This window comes from Helicobacter pylori (assembly GCF_006439795.1).
GTDB lineage: Bacteria > Campylobacterota > Campylobacteria > Campylobacterales > Helicobacteraceae > Helicobacter > Helicobacter pylori_CR.
The window spans coordinates 1-25814 of the sequence record NZ_VEYL01000015.1 but is presented as its reverse complement, the minus strand read 5'-3'; the positions used below and the strand labels follow the sequence as shown (position 1 = coordinate 25814).

General features: G+C 38.9%; 21 protein-coding genes and 4 pseudogenes. 7 read left to right on the top strand and 18 right to left on the bottom strand.

Going from position 1 to position 25814, the window contains the following annotated elements; all coding sequences use genetic code 11:
• The first annotated feature begins 83 nt into the window (after nt 1-83).
• Nucleotides 84-413: a zinc ribbon domain-containing protein YjdM gene (locus FIM66_RS06585; protein WP_001153372.1), complete on the top strand. Its 330-nt coding sequence runs from the start codon at nt 84-86 to the stop codon at nt 411-413.
• 59 nt (nt 414-472) lie between these two features.
• Here the strand turns inward: FIM66_RS06585 and FIM66_RS06580 are convergent, their stop codons facing one another.
• The 3 genes from FIM66_RS06580 to FIM66_RS06570 form a co-directional block, all read right to left on the bottom strand.
• Nucleotides 473-688, bottom strand: coding sequence for a hypothetical protein (locus FIM66_RS06580; RefSeq protein ID WP_001206520.1), 216 nt, complete (start codon nt 686-688; stop codon nt 473-475).
• An 86-nt stretch (nt 689-774) separates the two neighbouring features.
• A complete protein-coding gene (locus FIM66_RS06575) occupies nt 775-1650 on the bottom strand; it encodes a twin-arginine translocation signal domain-containing protein (protein ID WP_140600258.1) in 876 nt (291 codons plus the stop codon).
• Nucleotides 1651-1800: 150 nt separating this feature from the next.
• Nucleotides 1801-3318, bottom strand: coding sequence for a catalase (locus tag FIM66_RS06570; protein ID WP_021305312.1), 1518 nt, complete (start codon nt 3316-3318; stop codon nt 1801-1803).
• Nucleotides 3319-3638: 320 nt separating this feature from the next.
• On the opposite strand from FIM66_RS06570, the gene FIM66_RS06565 reads away from it, so the two are divergent.
• Nucleotides 3639-6008, top strand: a complete 2370-nt coding sequence (locus FIM66_RS06565; protein WP_140600257.1) for a TonB-dependent receptor — start codon at nt 3639-3641, stop codon at nt 6006-6008.
• Here the strand turns inward: FIM66_RS06565 and ruvC are convergent, their stop codons facing one another.
• A complete protein-coding gene (gene ruvC, locus FIM66_RS06560) occupies nt 6009-6482 on the bottom strand; it encodes a crossover junction endodeoxyribonuclease RuvC (protein ID WP_108366484.1) in 474 nt (157 codons plus the stop codon).
• A 132-nt stretch (nt 6483-6614) separates the two neighbouring features.
• Between ruvC and FIM66_RS06555 the strand changes: the two genes are divergently transcribed.
• A complete protein-coding gene (locus tag FIM66_RS06555) occupies nt 6615-7346 on the top strand; it encodes an NYN domain-containing protein (protein ID WP_000646770.1) in 732 nt (243 codons plus the stop codon).
• 161 nt (nt 7347-7507) lie between these two features.
• On the opposite strand, the gene FIM66_RS08400 is transcribed toward FIM66_RS06555, so the two are convergent.
• From FIM66_RS08400 to FIM66_RS06520, 7 genes and pseudogenes are all read right to left on the bottom strand, one after another.
• Nucleotides 7508-7618 (bottom strand): hypothetical protein, encoded by a 111-nt coding sequence (locus FIM66_RS08400; RefSeq protein ID WP_488592934.1) that lies wholly within the window; start codon nt 7616-7618, stop codon nt 7508-7510.
• A gap of 49 nt (nt 7619-7667) precedes the next feature.
• Nucleotides 7668-7811 carry a hypothetical protein gene (locus tag FIM66_RS08050; RefSeq protein ID WP_000592537.1) on the bottom strand — a complete coding sequence of 48 codons (144 nt, stop codon included), beginning with the start codon at nt 7809-7811 and terminating at the stop codon, nt 7668-7670.
• A gap of 527 nt (nt 7812-8338) precedes the next feature.
• Entirely contained in the window at nt 8339-8488 is a 150-nt protein-coding gene (locus FIM66_RS08195; RefSeq protein WP_238698565.1) for a hypothetical protein, read from the bottom strand.
• Between the two features lie 143 nt (nt 8489-8631).
• A pseudogene (locus tag FIM66_RS08395) lies at nt 8632-8871 on the bottom strand (hypothetical protein); the annotation flags it as partial.
• An 18-nt stretch (nt 8872-8889) separates the two neighbouring features.
• Nucleotides 8890-9645: pseudogene (locus tag FIM66_RS06535) on the bottom strand (DUF3519 domain-containing protein); the annotation flags it as partial.
• A gap of 89 nt (nt 9646-9734) precedes the next feature.
• Nucleotides 9735-10286: a Holliday junction branch migration protein RuvA gene (ruvA, locus tag FIM66_RS06525; RefSeq protein WP_140548672.1), complete on the bottom strand. Its 552-nt coding sequence runs from the start codon at nt 10284-10286 to the stop codon at nt 9735-9737.
• Between the two features lie 24 nt (nt 10287-10310).
• Nucleotides 10311-12155, bottom strand: a complete 1845-nt coding sequence (locus tag FIM66_RS06520) for a FapA family protein (RefSeq protein WP_140600255.1) — start codon at nt 12153-12155, stop codon at nt 10311-10313.
• A gap of 92 nt (nt 12156-12247) precedes the next feature.
• Between FIM66_RS06520 and murJ the strand changes: the two genes are divergently transcribed.
• The 3 genes from murJ to FIM66_RS06505 all read left to right on the top strand — a co-directional run bounded on the left by murJ (nt 12248) and on the right by FIM66_RS06505 (nt 19265).
• The gene (gene murJ, locus FIM66_RS06515) at nt 12248-13708 is read left to right on the top strand and encodes a murein biosynthesis integral membrane protein MurJ (protein ID WP_140600254.1); all 1461 of its coding nucleotides are present in this window, start codon (nt 12248-12250) and stop codon (nt 13706-13708) included.
• The gene (gene cysS, locus FIM66_RS06510) at nt 13709-15106 is read left to right on the top strand and encodes a cysteine--tRNA ligase (protein ID WP_140600253.1); all 1398 of its coding nucleotides are present in this window, start codon (nt 13709-13711) and stop codon (nt 15104-15106) included.
• 286 nt (nt 15107-15392) lie between these two features.
• Complete coding sequence (locus FIM66_RS06505; protein WP_140600252.1) at nt 15393-19265, top strand: vacuolating cyotoxin family protein; 3873 nt, start codon at nt 15393-15395, stop codon at nt 19263-19265.
• A 129-nt stretch (nt 19266-19394) separates the two neighbouring features.
• Here the strand turns inward: FIM66_RS06505 and FIM66_RS06500 are convergent.
• The 4 genes and pseudogenes from FIM66_RS06500 to FIM66_RS06480 all read right to left on the bottom strand — a co-directional run bounded on the left by FIM66_RS06500 (nt 19395) and on the right by FIM66_RS06480 (nt 23165).
• A pseudogene (locus FIM66_RS06500) lies at nt 19395-20513 on the bottom strand (glycosyltransferase family 8 protein).
• A 63-nt stretch (nt 20514-20576) separates the two neighbouring features.
• The gene (locus tag FIM66_RS06490) at nt 20577-21344 is read right to left on the bottom strand and encodes an ABC transporter ATP-binding protein (RefSeq protein WP_140478881.1); all 768 of its coding nucleotides are present in this window, start codon (nt 21342-21344) and stop codon (nt 20577-20579) included.
• The gene (locus FIM66_RS06485) at nt 21344-22324 is read right to left on the bottom strand and encodes a FecCD family ABC transporter permease (RefSeq protein ID WP_000921470.1); all 981 of its coding nucleotides are present in this window, start codon (nt 22322-22324) and stop codon (nt 21344-21346) included. The genes FIM66_RS06490 and FIM66_RS06485 overlap by 1 nt, the downstream gene beginning before the upstream one ends.
• Nucleotides 22317-23165, bottom strand: coding sequence for an SDR family oxidoreductase (locus tag FIM66_RS06480; protein ID WP_140568591.1), 849 nt, complete (start codon nt 23163-23165; stop codon nt 22317-22319). Before FIM66_RS06480 ends, FIM66_RS06485 begins: the two co-directional genes overlap by 8 nt.
• A gap of 139 nt (nt 23166-23304) precedes the next feature.
• Between FIM66_RS06480 and FIM66_RS06475 the strand changes: the two genes are divergently transcribed.
• Entirely contained in the window at nt 23305-23829 is a 525-nt protein-coding gene (locus FIM66_RS06475) for an acyl-CoA thioesterase (protein ID WP_001135623.1), read from the top strand.
• A 206-nt stretch (nt 23830-24035) separates the two neighbouring features.
• Here the strand turns inward: FIM66_RS06475 and vapD are convergent.
• The 3 genes and pseudogenes from vapD to FIM66_RS06460 form a co-directional block, all read right to left on the bottom strand.
• Nucleotides 24036-24303, bottom strand: a pseudogene (gene vapD / locus FIM66_RS06470) (endoribonuclease VapD).
• Entirely contained in the window at nt 24284-24664 is a 381-nt protein-coding gene (locus FIM66_RS06465) for a hypothetical protein (protein ID WP_140501477.1), read from the bottom strand. The pseudogene vapD and the gene FIM66_RS06465 overlap by 20 nt, the downstream one beginning before the upstream one ends.
• Before the next feature lie 978 nt (nt 24665-25642).
• The coding region (locus FIM66_RS06460; RefSeq protein WP_140600019.1) for an outer membrane beta-barrel protein at nt 25643-25814 on the bottom strand (172 nt) is incomplete at its 5' end.

Here is a 25814-nt window from a genome sequence, read left to right as displayed (position 1 = left end):
GTTGATACTTATCAAGTTAAAGCGTTTTATAACCTTGATTTAGATAACATGGTAGCGATAACACCACGATAAGGACGATTATCATGCAAGATTTACCCCCATGCCCTAAATGCAACGACGCCTACACCTACCATGATGGCACGCAGTTCGTTTGCTCTAGCTGTTTGTATGAGTGGAATGAAAATGAAGTTAGTAATGAAGAATTGATCGTTAAAGATTGCCATAATAATCTTTTACAAAATGGGGACTCGGTCATTCTCATTAAAGATTTAAAGGTTAAAGGTTCATCTTTGGTGCTTAAAAAAGGCACTAAAATCAAAAATATCAAGCTTGTCAATAGCGATCACAATGTGGATTGTAAAGTGGAAGGGCAGAGCCTGTCTTTAAAATCTGAATTCCTCAAAAAAGCTTAGGAAAATACAAAAGCTCTTAAGAGTAAAAAAAGCTTATTGGCTTTTTAAGCTTGTAAAAATCATTTTTTAGAAAAAATCAACTTATCCAGCTTGAAAAAAATCACCGCTCCAATGGTTTGCCCCAAGAAAAGATTGAGCCACAACGGAAAATTGAAATAATAGAAAATCTCCATAAAAGGTAGCATCACCAACGCACTCAACATCCACCTAAGCCAATAAACCAAAAACAGCTTAGAAGCGTATTCTGTGCCAAGTTTCTTAAAAAATTCTCGCATAAAGACAACCCTTTATAAACCCTTTTTGCAAACTCTCCCTAAAAAGGAAAGCCCGCTATCAAGGAATATTCCTAAAATTCATGCCTTTAGACAATCGTATAGGACACTCTTTTTTCAAAAAGTTTGCTCTCGTAATTGCCTAAATCCCTACCATCTACAAGGGCAAAGGCATCGCCAAAAGTCGCCAACAAGGCAGTATCTAATTGCATGTCTTTATGGCGGTTCAACGGGATAAAGACTTCCTTGCGATTATTTTGAAAATCAAACGCTAGAAATGAATCTTTCAAATACACTTCTACCCTAGAAGCGTTTTTCACTACGCTGTTTTGAGCCAATTTCAAGCCTTGCACTTCAGCACTTTTAATCCCGCACGCATGGCATAAGGACACAAACATGCTCTCTTGTGAAATGGTTGCAAACCAAGGCAAACTATCTCGTTTAGGTAAATTTTCTTTACCCTCTAGAGCCTTTTGTCTCTTGGGCATGTCATGCTTGATGAACGCATAAAAATTGCGAACGCTTTCTTTAGGGGTTGTTCCCTTGAGCTGGTTGGCAATGCTAGCCACGCTCGCATCGTCTCTTTCATAACGCCCCATTGCTACAAAATCGCTCGTTTCAAACAAACGCTCATTCAATTGATAGCTAGCGATCTCATAAGACAAATGGACTTGCTTTTTTTGAGCGCTTTTTAAAAAATCCACTTGCAAATAAGGCACTCCAAAATTGAGCATGCTTTTATAGCTAGCATGATTGCCTTGTAAATGCACATTGCTCGCTACAACACTCGGCATGGGAATGAAAAGTGAAGTGTGTTCTGCAGAATCAAAATCAATGCCGTATTGAGCCTCTATTTTATATTTTGCAACACTCCCTTCGCTTTCTTCTGCCTGCAAAATCTGTGCTCCTAAAACAGCACCTGTAGCGCCTAAAGCAGTCGTTTTAATAAAATCCCTTCGTTTCATAACTATAACTCTTTATTGTAATTTTTAAATTCGTTGCATGAATGAAAAAGTAGGACACACCACCAACCCTAAAGGATTGATAAGTATCCAAAAACCTAAATTCTGAAAGACAAAGCACTCCTAAAAAATAAGAACGCTTAAAGAAAAGGGTTACTTTTTCTTTTTTGTGTGGTGCATGTCTTTTCCATGCATGTCTTTCATCATTTTTTGGTGTTTTTCAAGAGCTTTTTTAACTCCCTCAGCGTATTTGGGGTCAGCTTTCTTGAAATGCTCCAATTGCTTATCCACAATTTCCTTATGGGTAACATGAGCTAAAGACTCTCCAATAGTGTCATGCAACCTTTCTTTTTCATCAGCTGGCAATGAGCGGTAGTAATCACCTGGTTGGGTGTAGTAATCGCTATCATCAGCTCTGTAATCCCAATTCCACACTTCAAACTCTTTCTCAATATGAGCTAAGTTGAACTTAGGATCCCTCGCACTCTTATCTTCTTTATAACCAGGCAATGAGCTAGGCGTATAGTTTTGTAAAGAGCCGTAATACCCATTTTGCATGTAACCATCTCTGCTAGAAGAGTGGAATGGGCATCTTGGTTTATTAACCGGTATTTGAGGATAATTAACCCCTAAGCGGTAGCGGTGTGTGTCTCCGTAAGAGAACAAGCGCCCTTGTAACATCCTATCAGGGCTATAGCCAATTCCAGGAACGACATTAGCCGGAGTGAATGCCGCTTGCTCCACTTCTGCGAAATAGTTTTCAGGATTTTTATTCAACTCTACAATGCCCACTTCCATTAATGGATAATCTTGGAGATACCAAATTTTAGTTACATCAAACGGATGGAATCGATACTTCTTAGCATCCTCTTCTGGCATCACTTGAATGCTCAATTTCCATTTTGGGAAATCCCCTCTAGCGATCGCATCGAATAAATCCCTTTGATTGGAATCGGGATCATGCTTTCTGATTTCTGCGGCTTCTTCGTTAGTCAAGTGCTTAACGCCTTGCATGGTGTGAAAGTGGAATTTTACCCAAAAGCGTTCGCCTTTAGCGTTGATAAGACTGAAAGTGTGGCTGCCAAAACCATCCATGTGGCGGAAAGATTTAGGGATACCCCTATCGCTCATAACCCATGTTACTTGATACAAGCTTTCAGGAACATTACTCCAAAAATCCCATACCATGTCATGGTTAGGCAAATTGGTTTGAGGGTCTCGTTTTTGGGTGTGGATGAAATCAGGGAATTTGATCGCATCACGGATAAAGAAAACAGGCGTGTTGTTCCCTACTAAATCCCAATTACCTTCTTCAGTGTAATACTTCATCGCAAAACCTCTAGGGTCTCTCACCGCATCCGCACTGCCTCTTTCACCAGCCACAGTGGAAAATCTGAAAAAGCATTCGGTTTTTTTGCCCACTTTAGAGAAAATTTTCGCTTTAGTGTACTTAGTGATGTCTTTAGTCACAGTGAAAGTGCCATAAGCCCCGCTTCCTTTAGCATGCACTACCCTTTCAGGGATCCTTTCTCTGTCAAATGCCGCTAACTTTTCCAAAAACCAAGTGCTTTGCAATAAAACAGGACCTCTAGGGCCAGCCGTAATCACATTGTTGTCATCCCAAACGGGAGCGCCAAAAGCAGTGGTTTGTTTCACATCTTTATTAACCATACTCTTTCCTTTGTTTGTTTTAAATCTTCGTAATCTGACACTAATCTGATTACTTGTGGTGATTATCACATAATTTGTTATACAAAGACTAACAAGATTCAATTTTTTTAAAAAATCCTTTTTTTAAGAATAAAAAACCCCCTTAAGTATTTCTATTTGTAACAATTAATGAAAATAAGAAAGATTAAAAACAAAATTTTATTTTTAATCTAGTTTTAATAGTAATTATCATAATATTATATCCCAATGAATTGATGGATTTTGTTTTTTTTTTTTTTGATTTTTATTTTTTGAATTTTTAGATTAAGGAGAGTTGTTGGATGTTTTTAAGACCATATATTAGGCATGTTTTGTGTTTCCCCCTACTCGCTGAGACTTGCTATAGCGAGGAGCACACTTTGAATAAGGTTACCACCCAAGCTAAAAGGATTTTCACTTACAACAATGAGTTTAAAGTAACTTCTAAGGAATTAGATCAACGCCAAAGCAATGAAGTCAAAGACTTGTTTAGGACTAACCCTGATGTGAATGTGGGCGGAGGGAGCGTGATGGGACAGAAAATCTATGTGAGGGGCATTGAAGACAGGCTTTTAAGGGTTACGGTGGATGGGGCGGCACAAAATGGCAATATCTACCACCACCAAGGCAACACCGTGATTGACCCTGGCATGCTCAAAAGCGTGGAAGTTACCAAAGGTGCGGCTAATGCGAGCACGGGGCCAGGAGCGATTGCGGGAGTGATTAAAATGGAGACTAAAGGAGCGGCTGATTTTATCCCTAGGGGGAAAAATTATGCGGCTAGTGGGGCGGTGAGTTTTTATACCAATTTTGGGGACAGAGAGACTTTTAGATCGGCTTATCAAAACGCGCGTTTTGACATTATCGCTTACTACACGCACCAAAACATCTTCTATTATAGAAGCGGCGCTACAGCGATGAAAAACCTATTCCATCCCACACAAGCCGATAAAGAGCCAGGAACTCCTAGCGAGCAAAACAACGCTTTGATTAAAATGAATGGTTATTTGAGCGACAGAGACACGCTCACTTTCAGCTGGAACATGACACGAGATAACGCTACACGCCCTTTAAGGAGTAACGCTATAGGGTTAGCCTACCCTTGTGAAGCCCCCTTTAGCCCTGATGGCGCTCAAGGGTGTCCTAATGTGTTAGATAGTTTCACAAGATATATGTATCACTCTATTAATAGCGCTAACAATCTTTCCTTACAATACAAAAGGGAAGTGGGAAATTCTTTTGGCGATCCACGATTGGATTTTACCCTTTATACAAGCATCAGGAACGCTCAGTTTGATCCCCTATTTGATCCTAATGGCGTTTATGCTAAATTCCCCACTTCTTTAGCGAGCGCATGGGAAAAAGAAAATTACCCATGCGTTGAAGGTGGGTATTGCACCCCAAGCTTTTCTGATGTGGATAAACCAAGCTCACAACCTAGAAATCTGTTTTTAAACAACACCGGCTTAAACCTTAAAGTCGCGCATGTGATTGATGAAGCCACAGACAGCCTTTTTGAATACGGATTCAACTACCAAAATTTAAGCGTTTTTGACGCTCGTATCCCCAAATTAGAATTATACAGGCCTAATCAAGTCTATACTGATGATAAAGGGCAAAAACAAATCGCTTGCAGTCTTGTGGATAATAACCCCAATGACCCTACGCTATGCCAAAGAGGGAAAGCCAATGGGAATATTTATGGAGGCTATGTGCAAGCGAATTACTCGCCTCATAAAATCATCACTTTTGGAGCCGGGGTAAGGTGGGACGCCTACACGCTTTATGATAAAGATTGGAACCACCGCTACACTCAAGGCTTTAGCCCTAGTGCGGCCCTTGTGATCAGCCCCATTGAGCCTTTATCTCTAAAAATCACTTATTCTCAAGTTACAAGGGGGGTTATGCCAGGAGATGGCGTGTACATGCGTCAAAACGATTTGCGATACGCTAAAAATATCAAGCCTGAAGTGGGCTCTAACGCTGAATTTAATATTGACTATTCAAGCCAGTATTTTAGCGGGAGGGCTGCGGCGTTTTATCAAGCCTTAGATAATTTCATCTCCCAATACGCACAACGCTTGATCGTAACCAATTTGAGTCAAGCGATTCGCATTTATGGCTATGAAGTGGGTGGGACTTTCAGATACAAGGGCGTGAGTTTGAACGTGGGGATCTCGCGCACTTGGCCCACCACTAGGGGGTATTTAATGGCGGACAGCTATGAGCTTGCCGCAAGCACCGGTAATGTTTTTATCATTAAATTGGATTACACCATTCCAAAAACAGGGATCAATCTTGCTTGGCTTAGCCGCTTTGTTACTGGTTTGGATTATTGCGGGTTTGATATTTACTTGCCTGATTACGGGACGACTGAGAAACCCAAAACCCCTACCGATTTAGCCAAATGCGGATCCCAATTAGGGTTAGTGCATATGCATAAACCGGGCTATGGCGTGAGTAATTTTTATATCAATTGGAGTCCCAAAACCAAAAGCCGCTGGAAAGGTTTGTTGCTTTCAGCCGTGTTTAATAACGTTTTCAACAAATTCTATGTGGATCAAACAAGCCCCTATGTCATGAGCCCGGATATGCCAGGCACTGACGCTATTAAAAGAGCGATCGCAGAGCCTGGTTTTAACGCGCGCTTTGAAGTGGCTTACAAATGGTAGTTAGCGGGGCTTTAAGCGTTGCGCATGCGTGATAGCAACGGCTATCGCATCGCTAATATCCAAAGGCTTGATTTCGCTTGTGATGTTTAGCAAGCGTTTGACCATAAAGGCCACTTGCTCTTTAGCGGCTTTCCCGTTACCGGTCAGGGCTTTTTTGACTTGCAAGGGCGTGTATTCGCTAAAATTACCAATCCTTTCTAAAATCTTTAAGGACAACGCCCCCCTGAATTGCGCGAGCTTGATCACGCTTTTAGGGTTATACGCAAAGAAAATATCTTCAATCGCCACTTCATTAACTTCGTAACGATCCAATAAGCAATCTAGGGCTTCTATCAAATCTAAGATTTGTTCTTGCAAGCGTGTCGTGGTGATATTAATGAACCCGGCCGTGATTAAAGAAAGCTTGTTAGAAGTGTGAGAAATGATAGCATACCCGCATTTCCTACTGCCCGGATCTATTCCTAAAATACGCATCAACCATTCCTATTATTTAATTGCAAGGTTTAAAAAACGCTATTATTATATCCATGTTTCTTGTTGGTGCAAAAATACAAGATTGCATTAAAAACTTTTAAAAAATTTAGCGTATAAATAAGGGAGCAATAAATGAAAGCAAACACAATCATACTAGTGGATTGGGAGAATTTCAGGCGCGATATTAAACAAACAAAATGCGTTAATTATAATATCGCTTTAGATGTGATCGTTACTATCAGGGCTTTTTTACTGGATGATGAATGGATCAGTCGTATTTACTTTTATACCACCCCACCCTTTGATTTTGAACATGCGTTGTGGGATAAAAGGAACGACACCCTCCAAAATGAAAAAAATCCGGGAACAGAAATGAAAATCTTCACCAGCAGCGACATTGAAGAGATTTTACAAAGCAGTGAAGCGACTAAATGGGAGAAGATTTATAGCGATGTGGAAAATTTCCAACACGATCTGGCTTCATTGGATCAAGTGGAATTGAGGTTAGGGAGAACGAAATTGCATGCAATAAGGGTGGAGTTTGATGGGAGTTATAGGGCGTTATTAGAACAAAAACAGGTGGATATGCTCATGGGCCTTGACATTCAAAGAATAGCCTTTAAAAAAATAGCCGATAGGATTTTGATATTTTCAAAAGATACGGATCTAATCCCAGCGCTCAAATTAGCCAGAGATGAGGGGCTAAGGGTGGATATTGCCGATTTGTCTAACCGATTGTCTCTTCTTAGCCAGGATTTGAAATACAATTCGGATAAAGTGAGGAAATTGAGCAGCAACGAAGTCAAAGACAAGCTTTTTTCCATCAGAGAAAACCTCACTAAAACCAACTGGGCTTTAAACTAAACCATAAAAAGGGTTATTTCATTTTTATAGAGTTTAAAAAATCGTTTTTTAAAAACTCAATTATTGGCGTTTGATTAGAACAAAGCCAGAATTTTTAAAGGGGTTTTTAGGCTTATTTTTCTCATACTGACTGGGTAGGTTTGGGTAGTTTATTGCCTTGCTTATTCTTTTGTGGTAGGATTGTGGTTATCAAGGTTTAGGGGATTAGTATCTTTCCCCTTGTAATTTTGTGCTAAAGGCGACTCAATTAGCCCATTCCTTGTTTTATCCACTTCATAGTTTGTAATAACCCACCTATTATTTAAGGTCTCACCTTTCCTATCATTCAAGCCTTGGTTTAGAAAACCTCTGCTCTAAACCTTGATAAACTTGATAAAAACACTTAAAGCTAGCCGTATGTGTGCCAAAAGTCCCTAACGAAAAAGATTTCTCTTTTTGACTGGGTGGGTGAGGCTTTTTGATCATTTTTCTTTACTCCTTGACTTTTTCAAGTTTTTGTTTTATAGTTTCAATGCAAGCCCACTCCATCGGCTTATCCTTTAAGCGTTCTTGCCTGCGGAATGAAAGAGTGGATAATGTCCGCCTTGTCAATCTCTGCTTTAACATCATTTTTTGTTTTCATTCATTCTCCTTGTGTTCTCTTTGAAAAGATTTAGGTCGTTATTTGGCTTTGTTGGGGTTTTTATGGTAGCATTCTTACAGACATCGCTATAGGAACTCAACCTATGGTTGCCCCTTAGAGGGTTTGGTGTCTTGTATTAAAGCTTTGATTGGTACATCGTTTTTAAGATTAATTCATTTTTCACTCCTTGACTTGTTAGTGGTTTTTATATAAGATTTTCTGTAGCACCACCATGGGAACTCGACCTATGGCTGAACCTTTGCTTTAGCATTGAGTCCGGTGCTTGAAAACTTCTTATAAGCGTTGTTATTCTTATAATCTCCGTTACTCTTGAACATTGTTTTTAAAGCTAATTCACTCTTTCTATTGTTTAATGTTTTTGTGCTAATATTGTCAAGGCATGGGTTGGAGAATATTTTCTAACCCATACTAAAAACACTTTAAGTGTGCCAAGAGACCCTGACACATAAGACGCAAGGGCTTGTGTATGGTCAAGGTGAGGCTTTTTAATGCTTTTCATTGCTTACTCCTTGTGTTTAATTTTTTATGGTGAAGTTTCAAAATACATTAGCTTTATCAAATATGTCTAGCACTCAGCTCATAACTGATGTTTAATCGCTATTCTGAGATTTTGCTAATGTTTTTCTATGGGCTACACTATCCTTATAATTTCGTTTTATGCTTTGTTTTATGCATTTTTTGCATTGTTTTTAGCGTTAACTCAAGCTTTTCGGCGTTGGCTTGCTCTAGTGGGCTTAAAGGCTCTTGCGTTTTAAGCGTGTTTGTGTTAGGATTAGGTTCGGTGAGTTTAGAGGGTTCCAACCCTGCCTCTTGTAATTGGGCTATAGGGCGGAATGGTAGCCCACTCTCACTATTATAGATTTCATAACTGCTTACTACCCACTTATCATTAAGTCCCTAGCCGTGCTCGTGTTCTAATTTCTTTTTTAACGCTTCTTTTCGCTTTGCTTCTTGCTCTTTAGCTTTTAAAAATTCTTGTTCGCTTGCTAATTGTTCGCTTTCTAACTTCGCTAACTTCTCGGCGTTAGCTTGTTCTAACGGGCTTAAATTGGTAGGTTTTGGTGTGGTTTCGGTTAAATTTTCTGTATTTTTTAATAAATCCTCTTGACTATTTAGCGGTTTTGGTGTAGGATTATTTCCGTAGGGATGGTTTCCAGAGTGTAGATTGGCATCCCTAAAATCTGTAAAATTCCTATTGCTATAAAAATCAAAAATCTTATTTCCATTGTTTAAATCATCTACAACTAACCTAAGCTTTACGCCGTTATTCTCCCACTCGTAAGCGTATCTAAAGCCGTTTTTAAGCCTTTCAAAACTCTCTAATAACACGCTTCCGTTTTTAATGACTTCGCTCATGTTAATGAGTTCGTCGTTAGTTAGTCCGCCTGTGTTCTCTTCTCCGTAATGCTTGATTAAAATTTTTCTAGCTCCCGCATGCCTTGTGCCTTGTTCTAAAATGTAAAGGTCGTTTAAATCTATTTCTTTAATCTCTGCTTGGTCTAGATCGCCCTTAAACACCTTTAAAACTTGTTGCTGTTCTTTAGTCAGCTTGCTTTCGTCAATCTTTTGTAATTCTTGTAAGGCTTTTTCGTATTTAGTAGCCTTTTCTTTGATCTCTTCGCTCGCTTGTTTGATCCCGTTGTTAAGCTCTTCAATGATTTTAAGCGTGTTGTTGCTAAAGTGTGATTTTTGCGCGCTTAATTCTCTTACTAGGTTTTTAGCGAGCGGATACTAAAAAACTTTTTTTAAGAGCGCAGTTGTTGTAGGGCTTCTTTAATCGCTGCTTCTATGCTGAGATTGGGTTTTAGGGTTTTTAAGACTTGGTTGATTTCAGCGCTTTTAAAGCCCAAACTCTCTAGGGCTAAAAAGACTTCATTGCGTGCGGGTCTGTTTTCATCTTGAATGAAAAAACCAATCAAATCCACCATGATCTTATCAGCGAGCTTTTTGCCTATACCTGGGACTTGCTGGAGTCTTTTGACTTCTTTAGTGGCGATAATGTTTTCAAATTCATTCGGCGAAAAGCTTGAAAGAATGGCTAAAGCGATACGCCCCCCTACCCCATTGATTTTTAAAAGCCTTTCAAAAAGGATTTTTTCGCTCTCTTCTAAAAACCCGTATAAAAGATGCGCGTCTTCTTTGATCACTTGTAAGATCTTCAAACGCACTTTTTGGCCCGCTTGAAGCAAAGCAGCCGTTCGCATAGAAACTTGCACCCCATAAACAACCCCTTGCACTTCTATATGCGCTTCTAAAGCAGAGATTTTTTCCACAACCCCTATCAAACCCACTATCATTTTATCCCTTTTTTATCTCTTGTTTTAGCCTTTTATAGCGCTTTTAGGGATTTTTTTGATTTTATGATCTTCATAGATCACATTCACGCTTTCATTATGGCTTAACATGGCGGTTGAATTGCTCACTTTGGGGTAATTGCGATGGTAAATCACGATATTTTCTTGCTTGAAAGGGTTTTTAGTCGTAATGCTTGCATGCTGGAAGCTGTTTTCTATGCTGATGAGTTTAGCGTAACATTCGTTATTGATTTTTTGCAATTCTAGCATTTGGGCTTTTAAGATTTTCAAACGCTTTAGAGCAAACATAAACTCGCTATAAGCGTCTTTCACGCTTCCTTGTTGCATTAAAGAGCGTTTGATTTCTTCAGTGGCGTTTTTAAGCTTTTCCATAATGGCTTGATGGTTTTTGACTAAATGGTTTAAGGACTGGTGCTGAGCGATGATTTTTTTGGATTTTAACCCCAACGCATTGAGTTTTTGTTTAGCAGCTTTCAATTCCTCTTGATTTTCTCGCCCCCCAAAAGCGTAAAAAATAAAGCGGTTGCCATTGCCATCCACCTCATCAATCCAACATTGCTTGGAAAAATACAGCTTGTTATCGCTTTTGAGCTTTTCTAAAGCGATTTCTTTCGCATAGACCACGCTCCCCGCGCTCGCTTCCACTTTAACGCTATTGGCATACACCTTAGCGCGCTCTAAATACTTGCACTCAAACTCTTTAGCGTAGCACACGCCCTTATGGTTAGTGATACGCGCTTTATTGGCATAGACATAGCTTTCAGGATGGATTTGCCCCTCTATAGTGATTTCTTTGGCCACTAAGATCACATTCTTGCCCACATTGCCCTTAATGTTAATCGCGCTCGCTTCTAAAATGAGGTTAGAATCAATCGCATCGCTCAATTCATCTTTAGCTTGAATCTCTAAAACTAAACCGCTCTCCACTCCCCCTAAAAGATTGGGCGTTTCAATGGACTTGATCCCATTTTTAAAAATAAAATTTTGCTTAGAAACCAAACGCCCTTTTTCCATTTTAACCCCTTGTAAGGCTTTGGAGTAATACACTAAAGCGTTATTTTCTTCTCTTTCTTCAAAAGCGTTTTTGTCATGCCCTATAGGGGTGGGCGAATTGGCAACTTTAGATAATTCAATATAAAGACCCTTAAGGTTACGGCCATCTCTGCCTTGTTTGGGGTAATTCACGCAAGCGACTTTTTGATTTTCTTTAGCGATATAATCATTTTCTTTAACAAAAGATTCTTCTTGATCGCTTAAGGGAATAATGTGCGTTGGAAGGTATTCTTCTTCTAATAAAAAATGGGATTGTTCTTCTGTATTAGGGATAAAGGTTGGAGAAGCGTATAAAATAAAGCGCTTATTTTGGGCTTCTTTTTTATATTTTCTTAACTCTGTTTTTAAATTTTCATACATTTGTGAAAGGTGGCGAAACACCACGCCTTGAAAGGCTAAACGCTCTTTAATATACGCAAACATTTCTTGGTAATGCTCTTCAGTGTCTAGGACAATAAAACACTCGTCTAAAATGATTTCTATTTTGCTCAAATTTTCATCCACTTCCACTTCAAAAAAGCGTTTGTAAGCGTTTGATTTGATTTTAATGTCGTGGGTTTGATAAAGGGTTAGCTCTTTTTTTTCATAGTATTCATCTTCTTCTAATTGCTGCAATTCCCCACCAAAAGCCTCGCTAAAATCGTCTTTAGCGCTGTTTTTGATAAAAATAGAAGTTTTTAAAATCTCAAACCATAGATCTTCTGTTTGTAATTTATTTTCAGCGGCCGCTTTTTTTAATTCTTTTTGAATGTCTTTGCACCGCTCAACTTTTATAGGGGCAAAACGCTCCAAGCTCATTTTTTAATCCTTAAATGGTATAATATAAGAATTTGAAAAAAGAAATATGCTAACAAAAAAACACTGAAAATTAGGTAATAAATACAACTAATATGCTAAAAAAAATATTTTTAACCAACAGCTTAGGGATTTTATGCTCTAGGATTTTTGGCTTTTTACGGGATTTAATGATGGCTAATATTCTAGGGGCTGGGGTGTATAGCGATATTTTCTTTGTGGCTTTCAAATTACCTAATTTATTCAGGCGTATTTTTGCGGAGGGCTCTTTTTCTCAAAGCTTTTTACCAAGCTTCATACGAAGTTCTATTAAAGGGAGCTTTGCGAGTTTGGTGGGGCTTATTTTTGGTGGCGTTTTATTGGTATGGTGCTTACTAGTAGCATTAAACCCCTTATGGCTGACTAAACTCCTCGCTTACGGCTTTGATGAAGAAACGCTCAAACGATGCACCCCTATTGTAGCGATCAATTTTTGGTATCTTTTATTGGTGTTTATTACCACTTTTTTAGGCGCGCTTTTACAATACAAACACAGCTTTTTTGCCAGCGCTTATAGCGCAAGCTTGCTCAATTTATGCATGATTTCAGCCCTTTTGATTTCTAAAGAAAAAACGCATTTAGAAGTGTTGTATTATTTGAGCTATGGCGTGCTTTTAGGGGGCGTGGCTCAAATTTTATTACACTTTTATCCTTTAGTCAAATTGGGCTTATGGGCTTTATTATGGAAAGGATTTTTGAGCTTTAAAACCAAAAATGCCGCCAAAAAAGAATACCGCTCTAAAAGGGCTAAAAAGGATCTAAAAGCGTTTTTCAAGCAATTTTTCCCCAGCGTCTTAGGCAATTCTAGCGCTCAGATCGCTTCTTTTTTAGACACCACGATAGCTTCTTTTCTGGCGAGCGGGAGCGTGTCTTATTTGTATTACGCTAATAGAGTCTTCCAGCTCCCTTTAGCTTTATTTGCTATCGCTATCTCTAGCGCCCTTTTCCCTAGCATTGCGATCGCCATTAAAAACAACCAGCAGGATTTAATCTTAGAGCGTTTGCAAAAGGCGTGGTTTTTTTTGGTGGGGGTTTTGCTTCTTTGCAGCATTGGGGGGATCATGTTAAGCAAAGAAATCACCGAGCTTTTATTTGAAAGGGGGCAATTTAGCCCTAAAGACACTTTAATCACTTCGCAAGTCTTTTCGCTCTATCTTTTAGGCTTGCTCCCTTTTGGGCTAACTAAACTCTTTTCTTTGTGGCTTTATGCGAAATTAGAACAAAAAAAAGCGGCTAAAATCTCTTTAATTTCGCTTTTTTTAGGTTTAGCGGCTTCTTTGAGTTTAATGCCTTGGTTAGGGGTTTTAGGTTTAGCGTTAGCGAATAGTTTGAGCGGGTTGTTTTTATTTGTTTTAACGATAAAAGCGTTTGGCTTTCAACCATTCTTGGGTATAATTAAAAATTTAAAATTATGGCTTGTAATTCTTTTCCTCGCTTGCGTGGAAATCTTATTACTCTTAGCGTTCAAATCGTGGGTTACACATTTATATTTATTTTATTATTTTCAAGGTTTTTAAATGTTTATTTATGATACCAAATCAAAACAAAAAGTCCCTTTTGAGCCTTTAGTTAAAAATAAGGCGAATATTTATGTGTGCGGGCCTACGGTGTATGATGACGCTCATTTAGGGCATGCCAGGAGTGCGATTGCTTTTGATTTGTTAAGGCGCACGCTTGAATTGAGTGGCTATGAAGTGATACTGGTAAGGAATTTCACGGATATTGACGATAAAATCATCAACAGAGCCTTAAAAGAAAACACAAGCATTCAAGAATTAAGCAGTGTTTATATTGAATCTTACACGAGGGATTTAAACGCTTTGAACGTGAAAAAACCCAGCCTAGAGCCTAAAGCGAGCGAGTATTTAGACGCTATGGTGGGCATGATTGAAACGCTTTTAGAAAAAAATATCGCTTATCGGGTTTCTAATGGGGATATTTATTTAGACACGAGCAAGGATAAAGATTACGGCTCTTTGAGCGTGCATAATAGCAGCATGGAATTTAGCCGTATTGGTTTGGTGCAAGAAAAACGGCTTGATCAGGATTTTGTGTTATGGAAAAGCTATAAGGGGGATAATGATGTGGGCTTTGATAGCCCTTTAGGCAAAGGGCGCCCTGGCTGGCATATAGAATGCTCTAGCATGGTTTTTAAAACTTTAGCGCTCACTAACACCCCTTATCAAATTGACATCCATGCGGGCGGAGCGGATTTGTTATTCCCCCACCATGAAAATGAAGCGTGCCAAACCCGTTGCGCCTTTGGCGTGGAGATCGCTAAATACTGGATGCATAACGGATTTGTGAATATCAACAACGAAAAAATGTCTAAAAGTTTGGGGAATAGCTTTTTCATTAAAGACGCGCTCAAAAACTATGATGGCGAAATTTTGCGCAATTACTTACTAGGGGTGCATTATCGCTCTGTTTTGAATTTCAATGAAGAAGACTTACTGGTGAGTAAAAAACGCTTGGATAAAATCTATCGTTTAAAACAGCGCGTTTTAGGGACTTTAGGAGGAATAAATCCAAACTTTAAAAAAGAAATTTTAGAATGCATGCAAGATGATTTAAACGTTTCCAAAGCGTTGAGCGTTTTAGAAAGCATGCTTTCTTCTACGAATGAAAAACTGGATCAAAACCCCAAAAACAAGGCTCTAAAGGGCGAAATTTTAGCGAATTTGAAATTCATAGAAGAACTGCTTGGCATCGGGTTTAAAGACCCTAGCGCCTATTTCCAATTAGGCGTGAGCGAGAGCGAAAAACAAGAAATTGAAAACAAGATAGAAGAAAGAAAACGCGCCAAAGAACAAAAAGATTTTTTAAAAGCCGATAGCATCAGAGAAGAGCTTTTAAACCACAAAATCGCTTTGATGGACACCCCACAAGGCACAATTTGGGAGAAGCTTTTTTAAACGCCTCCCATTTTACCTTTTTACACATTCTAACCAAAATTTTCAGTAAGAGAGGCTTTTTAAGCTTTTCAAATTTTACCTTTTTACACGCTCTAGCCACAAATTTCAGCCATGTTGCTTTTTAATCTTGTTAAGTTCTATGTTTATTTACTTTAATTTGATAAAAATTGAACATTGGTTGTAGATACTGCATATTTATAACCTTAATCGTAAATGCAACAGAAATTTTCTAGTCTAAAGTCGCACCCTTTGTGCAAAAATCGTTTTACAAAGAGAAAGGAAGAAAATGGAATTACAACAAACACACCGCAAAATCAATCGCCCTCTGGTTTCTCTCGCTTTAGTAGGAGCATTAGTCAGCATCACACCGCAACAAAGTCATGCCGCCTTTTTTACAACCGTGATCATTCCAGCCATTGTTGGGGGTATCGCTACAGGCACCGCTGTAGGAACGGTCTCAGGGCTTCTTGGCTGGGGGCTCAAACAAGCCGAAGAAGCCAATAAAACCCCGGACAAACCCGAAAAAGTTTGGCGCATTCAAGCAGGAAGAGGCTTTAATGAATTCCCTAACAAGGAATACGACTTATACAAATCCCTTTTATCCAGTAAGATTGATGGAGGTTGGGATTGGGGGAATGCCGCTAGGCATTATTGGGTCAAAGGCGGGCAATGGAACAAGCTTGAAGTGGATATGAAAGATGCTGTAGGGACTTATAAGCTCTCAGGCCTTAGAAACTACACTGGTGGGGATTTAGATGTCAATATGCAAAAAGCCACTTTACGCTTGGGCCAATTCAATGGCAATTCTTTCACAAGCTTTAAGGATAGTGCTGATCGCACCACGAGAGTGGATTTCAACGCTAAAAATATCTCAATTGATAATTTTGTAGAAATCAATAATCGTGTGGGTTCTGGAGCCGGGAGGAAAGCCAGCTCTACGGTTTTAACTTTGCAAGCTTCAGAAGGGATCACTAGCGATAAAAACGCTGAAATTTCTCTTTATGATGGCGCTACGCTTAATTTGGCTTCAAACAGCGTTAAATTAATGGGTAATGTGTGGATGGGCCGTTTGCAATATGTGGGAGCGTATTTAGCCCCTTCATACAGCACGATAAACACTTCAAAAGTAACAGGGGAAGTGAATTTTAACCATCTCACTGTGGGTGATAGAAACGCCGCTCAAGCAGGCATTATCGCTAGTAACAAGACTCATATTGGCACACTGGATTTGTGGCAAAGCGCGGGGTTAAACATTATTGCCCCCCCAGAAGGTGGTTATAAGGATAAACCTAATAATACCAATTCTCAAAGTGGTACTAAAAACGACAAAAATGAAAGCGCTAAAAACGACAAACAAGATAGTAACACTCAGGTCATTAACCCACCCAATAGCGGGCAAAAAACAGAAATTCAACCCACGCAAGTCATTGATGGGCCTTTTGCTGGCGCCAAAGACACGGTGGTCAATATCAACCGCATCAACACTAACGCTGATGGCACGATTAAAGTGGGAGGGTATACAGCTTCTCTTACCACCAATGCGGCTCATTTGCATATCGGCAAAGGCGGTGTCAATCTGTCCAATCAAGCGAGCGGGCGCTCTCTTTTAGTGGAAAATTTAACTGGGAATATCACCGTTGATGGGGCTTTAATGGTGAATAATCAAGTGGGCGGTTATGCTTTGGCAGGATCAAGCGCGAATTTTGAGTTTAAGGCTGGTGTGGATACCAAAAACGGCACAATCGCTTTTAATAACAATATCAGTCTGGGAAGATTTGTGAATTTAAAAGCGAGCGCTCATACGGTCAATTTTAAAGATATTGATACTGGTAATGGTGGTTTCAACACCTTAGACTTTAGTGGTGTTACAAACAAGGTCAATATCAACAAGCTCATTACAGCTTCCACTAATGTGGCCATTAAAAACTTCAACATTAATGAATTGTTGGTTAAAACCAATGGGATAAGTGTGGGGGAATACACTCATTTTAGCGAAGATATAGGCAGTCAATCGCGCATCAATACCGTGCGTTTAGAAACTGGCACTAGGTCAATCTATTCTGGGGGTGTTAAATTTAAAGGCGGTGAAAAACTGGTTATCAATGATTTTTACTACGCCCCTTGGAATTATTTTGACGCTAGGAATATTAAAAATGTTGAAATCACCAACAAACTTGCTTTTGGGCCTCAAGGAAGCCCTTGGGGCACATCACAGCTTATGTTTAATAATCTAACCCTAGGCCCCAATGCAGTCATGGATTATAGTCAATTTTCAAATGTAACCATTCAGGGGAATTTTATTAACAATCAAGGCACTATCAATTATTTGGTTCGAGGCGGGAATATAGAAACCTTAAGCGTAGGCAATGCAGCAGTCATGAGTTTTAATAATGATATAGATAGCGCGACTGGATTTTACAAACCGCTTATCAAAATTAACAGCGCTCAAGATCTCATTAAAAATAAAGAACATGTCTTATTGAAAGCGAAAATCATCGGTTATGAAAATGCTTCTTTAGGCACTAACAGCATTAGTAATGCTAATCTAATAGAACAATTCAACGAGCGCCTAGCCCTTTATAACAACAATAACCGCATGGATACTTGTGTGGTGCGAAATACCGATGACATTAAAGCATGCGGGATGGCTATCGGCGATCAAGCCATGGTGAATAACCCTGACAATTACAAGTATCTTATCGGTAAAGCATGGAAAAATATAGGCATCAGTAAAACGGCTAATGGCTCTAAAATCTCTGTGCGTTATTTAGGTAATGCTACACCTGCTGAGAATGGTGGCAATACCACAAACTTACCCACAAACAGCACTGAAAACGCCGCTAAAAGCTACGCTCTCATAAAGAACGCTCCCTTCGCTCAACCTAGCGCCACTCCTAATTTAGTCGCTATTAATAAGCATGATTTTGGCACCATTGAAAGCGTGTTTGAATTGGCTAACCGCTCTAGTGATATTGACACGCTTTATGCTAACTCAGGCACGCAAGGTAGGGATCTCTTACAAACCTTATTGATTGATAGCCATGATGCGGGTTATGCCAGAACCATGATTGATGCTACAAGCGCTAATGAAATCACCAAGCAATTGAATGCCGCCACTGATACTTTAAACAACATAGCCAGTTTGGAGCATAAGACAAGCGGCTTACAAACTTTGAGCTTGAGTAATGCGATGATTTTAAATTCTCGTTTAGTCAATCTCTCTAGAAGGCACACCAACAATATTGACTCGTTCGCCCAACGCTTGCAAGCTTTAAAAGGCCAAAGATTCGCTTCTTTAGAAAGCGCGGCAGAAGTGTTGTATCAATTTGCCCCTAAATATGAAAAACCCACCAATGTTTGGGCTAACGCTATTGGAGGAGCGAGCTTAAATAGCGGTGGCAACACTTCATTATATGGCACAAGCGCAGGCGTAGACGCTTACCTTAATGAGAAAGTGGAAGCCATTGTAGGCGGATTTGGAAGCTATGGTTATAGCTCTTTTAGTAATCAAACGAACTCTCTTAACTCTGGGGCCAATAACGCTAATTTTGGCGTGTATAGCCGTATCTTTGCTAACCAGCATGAATTTGATTTTGAAGCGCAAGGGGCGCTAGGGAGTGATCAATCAAGCTTGAATTTCAAAAGCGCTTTATTGCGAGATTTGAATCAAAGCTATAATTACTTAGCCTATAGCGCTGCAACAAGAGCGAGCTATGGTTATGACTTTGTGTTTTTTAGGAACGCTTTAGTGTTAAAACCAAGCGTGGGCGTGAGCTATAACCATTTAGGTTCAACCAACTTTGAAAGCAACAGCACCCATAAAACGGCTTTAAAAAATGGTGCAAGCAGTCAGCATCTATTCAACGCTAGCGCTAATGTGGAAGCGCGTTATTATTATGGGGACACTTCATACTTCTATATGAATGCTGGAGTGTTACAAGAATTTGCTAATTTTGGTTCTAGCAATGCGGTGTCTTTAAACACCTTTAAAGTGAATGCTACTCGCAACCCTTTAAACACCCATGCGAGAGTGATGATGGGTGGGGAATTGAAATTGGCTAAAGAAGTGTTTTTGAATTTGGGCTTTATTTATTTACACAACTTGATTTCCAATGCAGGCCATTTCGCTTCCAATTTAGGAATGAGGTATAGTTTCTAATACTTGCTCTAAGTATCGATCTAAAACCCATGCTTTGGCATGGGGTGCGATGGGTTTAAAAAGTATAATTGGGGGGAGTGTGTTAGCAAACCAACCCCAATAAGGGGTTAGCCTTTAAAATAAACTCCGCTAACGCAAACAAAAAGACTCTAGCTTTTTAAAAATCTTAAACAAAACATATTGTATAAGAAATTTTTTATTCAGCCTAGTGTTTAAAAATTCAAAAAAACTCTTTTTGTTGTGGTTGTTGAGTTCAGTAAAAGTTTCAATTTTACCCACTAAGTTCTCAAAAACTAAAGAGTCAAAAGAAGTTTTAAAAGCTACTTGGTGCCATTCTTTAGAATACGGGTATCTAAAATGCTTCCAAGGCTTTTCGTCAGCATAAAAATGCAACATGCAAGCATCAGATTTTTTAGGTATCATCCTTGTCCCAACCATGCGTGGATGGACATTATACTTGCAAGGCATTTCTAAAATATGCCCTTGACAAACAAGCACGAATAAATCTTGCTCTGGCAGCAACAGTCCTTCATCTCTTGTTTTAAAAAAATCAATCAGCTTCTCTTCTAAATAATGCTCCCTCCACAACGCTAAATTGACCAGCATAAAACCCGCATTAAAAGGGTTTTGATATAGAATTTCCACTTCTTGAAAAGTTAGGCTTTTATGATTGAGTTTGACACCCATTCCCCTAGACCAATTAAGGCGAGATGAAAACAAATCATTAGCGTTATGAATGCCAATCAATGAGAAGTCTTCTTTGGTTGCTCCAAAATACGCTCCATCCATAGAGATAAAAAAGCTCTCGCTAATATCGCCCACGAACAAGGTATCCACATCAAACATGATAATTTTTTCATATTGAGAAAAAATACTCGCTAGCAACAAACGGCATAAAATCATTTTAGAAAAACGCTTTTTAGCGAAAGGATTGAATCTTAAGAAAAGTTGAGAAACCAATTTAGAAGGGTAAGCGTCATTCTTTGAAATATCACAAAATTCAATACCAGAAAACGCGCTAAAGGGGGCTATAGTTCGCTTTAATTTTTCTGCATTTTCAGTGCTCAAATTATCAACTAAACAATGGATTTGATAAAAGAGTTTTACCTCAATCTCTTTCTTGCGCGCAAGAAGAAAGCATGGAGTATAAACTCACACCCGCAGGGATGCAATAATTATTGTCAAAAGCGACTACTATAGGGATAGTTTGAAATGAGAGGGGGGGGTAACAGATGCACTAATTTTCATATAAACTCCTTGAAAATAAAAATAAACGAAACATTATAACTCAAAATCCCCTTTTTTCAACCCCTACAACGCATACACGACAAGCTTGTTATCATGCCAGATCGCTTCTAAGGGCGTGTCATAGAGCGCGCTTAAATTGTGTGAAGTCATAGCCATTGGCGTGGAAGCTTGCAAAAAAAGTTTTTTATCTTTGAGCATGACCACATGCGTGGAGTGCCTGGCAACCAAATTCGGATCATGGATATTGACTAAAACGCTCAATTCTCGTTTTTTCATCTCATCTTTAATTGCATCAAAAAAAAGGGCTTGGTTTTTTAAATCTAACGCGCTCGTAGGCTCATCTAGTAACAACAAGGGCGTTCTTTGCAACAAACTTCTGGCTAAAAGCACCATTTGCCTTTGACCGCCGGACAAATCATTAATACCTTGATCTTTTAGGGACTCTAAATCCAAGCGCTCTAAAACGCTGGTCGCTTCTTTAATGTGCTTGGCTTTAGGCATAGCGAATAAATTCAAATGCGTCGCTTTCCCCATTAAGACAAAATCCAGCACGCTGAAATTAAACGCATAATATTCCACTTGGGGGATATAAGCGATTAGTTTAGCTTTTTCATAAGGCTTTAAGGGTAAAATATCTTTGTTACACGCCTTGATTTCGGTTTCTTCTAAAGGCTTCAAAAGCCCTAAAAGGCATTTTAAAAGCGTGGTTTTACCGGATCCATTAGGCGCTAAAATGCTTGTGATGCTGTTTTTTGGCACGCTAAAACTCAACTTATCCAAAATGAGTTTTTGAGAATATTTAAAAGACAAATTTTTAACTTCTAAGACCATCACACCCCCCTAGTTCTAAACAAAAGCCATAGGAAAAAAGGCGCTCCTAAAACGCTTGTCGCAATGCCTACCGGTAAATCATAGGGGGTAATGGTTTTAGCCACCACATCCGCTAAAAGCAAGAAAAACGCCCCCATTAACAAAGAGCTTAAAAGCAGTTTTTGTAAATTCGCCCCAAAAAACAACCTCGCCACATGCGGAATGACTAACCCAATCCAGCCAATCGTGCCGGACACGCTCACCGCTAAAGCGCTCGCAACGCTCACGCACACTAGACAAAGCGATCGCAACAGCACCGGGTTAATCCCCAAGCTCAAACTTTGCGCATCGCTTAAGCTCAATAAATTAATACGCCACCTTAACAAAAAAAGCGGGATAAAGCCTAAAGATAGCCCTATGAAAGCGATCAAACAATCCTTATAACTGCTTAAAGACAAGCTCCCTAAAAGCCACACGACAATCGCTTGCGCTTTTTGGGGGATCACAAAGAATTTGATCGCTCCGGCAAGTGCGCTTAAAAACGCGCTCAACACCACCCCTGAAAGCACCAACGAAAGGACGGAATTACCCAAAACCCTATTCATCGCCAAAACAGCAAGGCTGGCTAAAATCGCCCCAAAAAACGCCAAAATCGCAATGTTAGACTCCACTACCGCTATCGCCATCGCCACGCCTAGCATCGCCCCGCTAGAAATCCCTAATAAAAAGGGATCGACTAAGGGGTTTCTAAAAATCGTTTGCATCACCACCCCACTCCCGGACAAACTCGCCCCCACTAGGAGCGCTAAAATCACTCGTGGTAATCGTATTTCTAAAATAATAACACTTAAAGAGCTCAGTTCTTCATTGTGTAAAAAGTGGTTTTTCACGTTAAGGTACACTTCTTGCCATTCTTCCAAACTCAAGGACTCCCCTCCAAACAACAACACCACCACCGCTAAAATCACGCAAGCTAAGGCGATATGATAGGTTTTAAGCATCACGCTTCCTTTTAAGAACAATTAATCTGAACAAAGAATCATACCAGCTACTCGGGAGGATTTGATACAACGCCAACAACAACTGGGTTTTTAAGCCGATCAAATAACGAGCCTTGATTTTTTGACTCATGCTAAGAAAAACGATTTTTTGCGCCACGGCTTTAGGGCTTAGGGCTTTTTCATACACGCTCGCATAAAAAGTTTTAGCCGCATTCACTTCTAACGCATAAACGCTATCTTTTCGCTCATCGTTTTCAAAAGCGGTTTTTTCCCAGTTGCTTTTCACCGGGCCTGGCTCAATCAAACACACTTGAACGTTAAAGGGTTTAAGCTCCAAACGCAAGGCATCGCTATAAGCCTCTAATGCATGCTTACTTGCGCTGTAATGGCCTAAAAAGAGCATGCTCATACGCCCCGCTATGGAAGAAAGATTAAAAATCTTAGAGTAAGGCTTGTTTTTTAGTAAGGGCAAACAAAACTGCACCACTTCACAAAGGGCGAAAAAATTCACGCCAAATTGCTTTTTAACCTCTTCAATAGGCGTGTCTTCTACGCTCCCAAACACCCCATAACCAGCGGAATTGATCAAAACATCACAATGATTTTCTTTAGCGCTGATGTTTAAAAACGCTTCTTTTAAAGCGTTAGAATCGCTCACATCAATATCAACGCACTCGCACAACGCATGGTTTAAGGCTACGCACAAAGTCGCATGCCTAGAGAGCGCATAGACCTTATACCCTTGATCTAACAGCATTAACGCGCACTCTAACCCAATCCCAGAACTCGCCCCAGTAATAATTGCCACCTTTTGGCTTTCTTTCTTCTCTCCAACGCCCATTCTCTAACGCCAACTCTCTTATGATTTTTCTAATTCCTCTAATATTCACTTAATATTACTTAATTTTGACTAATATATAGTTCTTGGAATGTTTTTTACAAAAGACATTTTTAACACCAATTTTAATTAAGGAGAAGCAATGCCTCAAATACAATCATCGCATTCTAGCCATTTTGATTTTACTATAGACACAGCGGATCGCACTAAATTATTGATGAGCTATTTAGTCGTGCCTACAACCGCTAATTTCAACAATGTCATGCATGGGGGGGAATTATTGAATTTATTGGATAAAGTGGCTTATGTGTGTTCGACTCGTTATTGCGCTAAAGGAACGGTCACTTTAAGCGTGGATGGGGTTACTTTTAAATACCCCATTCCTGTAGGGAATTTGCTCACCTTTTTAGCCAGCATCAATTATGTGGGCAACACTTCGTGCGAAGTGGGGATTAAGGTTTTGAGCGAAGATATTAAAACTCGTGAAATCACGCACACCAATTCATGCTATTTCACGATGGTGGCTGTGGAAAATGGCAAACCCACTCCCATGCCTAAATACGAGCCTAAAACAGAGGTTGAAATCCGCCGTTATGAAGGGGCTTTGAAGCGTAAGGAAATGCGCACACGAGGGTATTTAAAAAGCGGGAAACACGAGGGTGTTTAAAAAGCAAAAAAGCGTGAGCGGTGTTTTAACCCTAAATTTATCCCTAAAAGGGGGATAGTTGGTGAGCGATTCATTTAAGCGTTATGAGTGGTGTGGGCGGTTCAAAACAACTCGCTATGACTGCCCAAGTCATAAAAAAGCGTTGCTTTCCATTCTATAAACGCCAAGAATTTTAAAAATTTGGCTAAACACTAGGATTCACAATCTCAAGTAAAACCGCTAAAGTCCTCTACCTTAAACGCTCCAATATCCCTAACAGACTTTTTAAACCACTCAATTTGAGAGAGTTTATTGATCGCTTTATAGACTTGTGCTAGAGTGTTTTCTTTAGAATAATTAACATAAACGCTCCCTTGAGTGTTTTCAAACCCTAATAGCTCTAATTGCCTTAAATCATCATAGGCTTTATTGTAGGGTTCTCCGTATTCTTTTTTTTAAAATCTCAATCTTTAAATCAAACGCTAAAGCATACATTTTCAAAACCTTTACTATTTTCTCTTTTTAACTCGTTTACAAGATTATCTAAACTATCAATTTGAGTGAGATTAACCCCATTATCCGCTTCTCTCATGGCTTGTTGCGTTTGAATGTTTGGGATCTCATGCCCAAAACAACAATCATTAGCTCTTTTGTTGATCTCTTGTAAGATCTTATTCAATTCTTCTAACTTGATAGTGAAACCTTTATCTTTTTTTTCCAGCTCTTTAACCATTTTCTTTTCAAGATATACCCTATCTCTTTTTAGCTTTTCAATTTCTTGTTCTTTCTTATTCATGAGATTAAAAAGCTGTCTTTGGCTGTATTTTGTGTAATCTTTGTTGGTGGTGTTTGGCATATTTATTTCTTTAAAATATAAGATCAGTTCATTATAGCGCAAGCGATAGAGTAAGATTAAAAAGGCTAGAAAAATAAAAAACTTAAAGATTAAAAAGCGGATTGAAAAATTAATGAAAGATTAAAGATCAAAAATTCTGTGAGTGAAAAATAATCGTTTTAGATTTGATTCTATAATAAAATGCATTTTCTTAAAAAGATAGGAAGCATTTGAAACCATTCTCCCCCTTTTAATCTCCAACTTAAACCCCCTATATAAAGAAGTGCTTTTTAAAAAACTATCGTTTGAATTAACGCCAAGTTTCCCACCAACTAATACAAAAACGCTAAAAAAGATTTTTCATTTTTAAAATTATCGCTTGCTTTTGGCAAGCTCTTTTATCATTGGTTATAAAAAATACTAAAAAAGATTTTTCATTAAAATCCCCCAAAAAAACAAAGAGTTCAAAAAACAAAGAGTTCAAAAAACAAAGAGTTCAAAAAACAAATCCCTTAACAAGAGAGTTTAAAAAAGAAACCCCCCTAAAACAAAGGGTTTAAAAAAACCACCAAAAAAAAGAGAGTTTAAAAAGGGGGTTCAAAAGAAAAAAGATTTTTCATCAAACTCCCCAAAAAAAACAAAGAATTTAAAACAAAGGGTTCAAAACCCCACTAAAAAAACAAAGGGAGCTTCAAAACAAAGGAATTTAAAAAAAAAGGAATTTAAAACAAAGGGTTCAAAAATTTAAAAAAAGAGAATTTAAAAAGGGGTTTAAAACAAAAAAGGAGTTCAAAAAAGAAACCCCTTAAAAAAAGAAGCCCAACTAAAACAAAGGGTTCAAAAACAAGAATTTCAAAACAAAGAATTTCAAAACAAAGAATTTAAAAACAAAGGGTTCAAAAAACAAAGGGTTCAAAAAACAAAGGGTTCAAAAAAGAAACCCCCCTAAAAAAAGAGGGTTAAAAAAGGGAGTTTCACAAAGGGGTTTAATGTGAGCTTTTAGTAAGCGAACACATAATTCAAATACACGCTATAAAGCCTTCTGTATTTGAGTTCAGCCCCCATAAAGGAATAGTAATTGGTGTTAATGGTAGGGATTTTAAGCCCTAGTTCAATGCCGTGTTGCGCTGCATGATCGCTGCCTTTTTTCTTAGGCCTAGCGAGATTCATC

Coding starts and splice junctions, on each gene's coding strand:
- FIM66_RS06480 (WP_140568591.1), bottom strand. CDS start 23,165: ATGGGCGTTGGAGAGAAGAAAGAAAGCCAAAAGGTGGCAATTATTACT.
- FIM66_RS06580 (WP_001206520.1), bottom strand. CDS start 688: ATGCGAGAATTTTTTAAGAAACTTGGCACAGAATACGCTTCTAAGCTG.
- FIM66_RS06490 (WP_140478881.1), bottom strand. CDS start 21,344: ATGGTCTTAGAAGTTAAAAATTTGTCTTTTAAATATTCTCAAAAACTC.
- FIM66_RS06520 (WP_140600255.1), bottom strand. CDS start 12,155: ATGAGCTTGGAGCGTTTTGCCCCTATAAAAGTTGAGCGGTGCAAAGAC.
- FIM66_RS08050 (WP_000592537.1), bottom strand. CDS start 7,811: ATGATCAAAAAGCCTCACCCACCCAGTCAAAAAGAGAAATCTTTTTCG.
- FIM66_RS08195 (WP_238698565.1), bottom strand. CDS start 8,488: ATGAAAAGCATTAAAAAGCCTCACCTTGACCATACACAAGCCCTTGCG.
- FIM66_RS06465 (WP_140501477.1), bottom strand. CDS start 24,664: ATGCCAAACACCACCAACAAAGATTACACAAAATACAGCCAAAGACAG.
- ruvA (WP_140548672.1), bottom strand. CDS start 10,286: ATGATAGTGGGTTTGATAGGGGTTGTGGAAAAAATCTCTGCTTTAGAA.
- FIM66_RS06485 (WP_000921470.1), bottom strand. CDS start 22,324: ATGCTTAAAACCTATCATATCGCCTTAGCTTGCGTGATTTTAGCGGTG.
- ruvC (WP_108366484.1), bottom strand. CDS start 6,482: ATGCGTATTTTAGGAATAGATCCGGGCAGTAGGAAATGCGGGTATGCT.
- FIM66_RS06565 (WP_140600257.1), top strand. CDS start 3,639: ATGTTTTTAAGACCATATATTAGGCATGTTTTGTGTTTCCCCCTACTC.
- FIM66_RS06475 (WP_001135623.1), top strand. CDS start 23,305: ATGCCTCAAATACAATCATCGCATTCTAGCCATTTTGATTTTACTATA.
- FIM66_RS06555 (WP_000646770.1), top strand. CDS start 6,615: ATGAAAGCAAACACAATCATACTAGTGGATTGGGAGAATTTCAGGCGC.
- cysS (WP_140600253.1), top strand. CDS start 13,709: ATGTTTATTTATGATACCAAATCAAAACAAAAAGTCCCTTTTGAGCCT.
- FIM66_RS06575 (WP_140600258.1), bottom strand. CDS start 1,650: ATGAAACGAAGGGATTTTATTAAAACGACTGCTTTAGGCGCTACAGGT.
- murJ (WP_140600254.1), top strand. CDS start 12,248: ATGCTAAAAAAAATATTTTTAACCAACAGCTTAGGGATTTTATGCTCT.
- FIM66_RS06585 (WP_001153372.1), top strand. CDS start 84: ATGCAAGATTTACCCCCATGCCCTAAATGCAACGACGCCTACACCTAC.
- FIM66_RS06505 (WP_140600252.1), top strand. CDS start 15,393: ATGGAATTACAACAAACACACCGCAAAATCAATCGCCCTCTGGTTTCT.
- FIM66_RS06570 (WP_021305312.1), bottom strand. CDS start 3,318: ATGGTTAATAAAGATGTGAAACAAACCACTGCTTTTGGCGCTCCCGTT.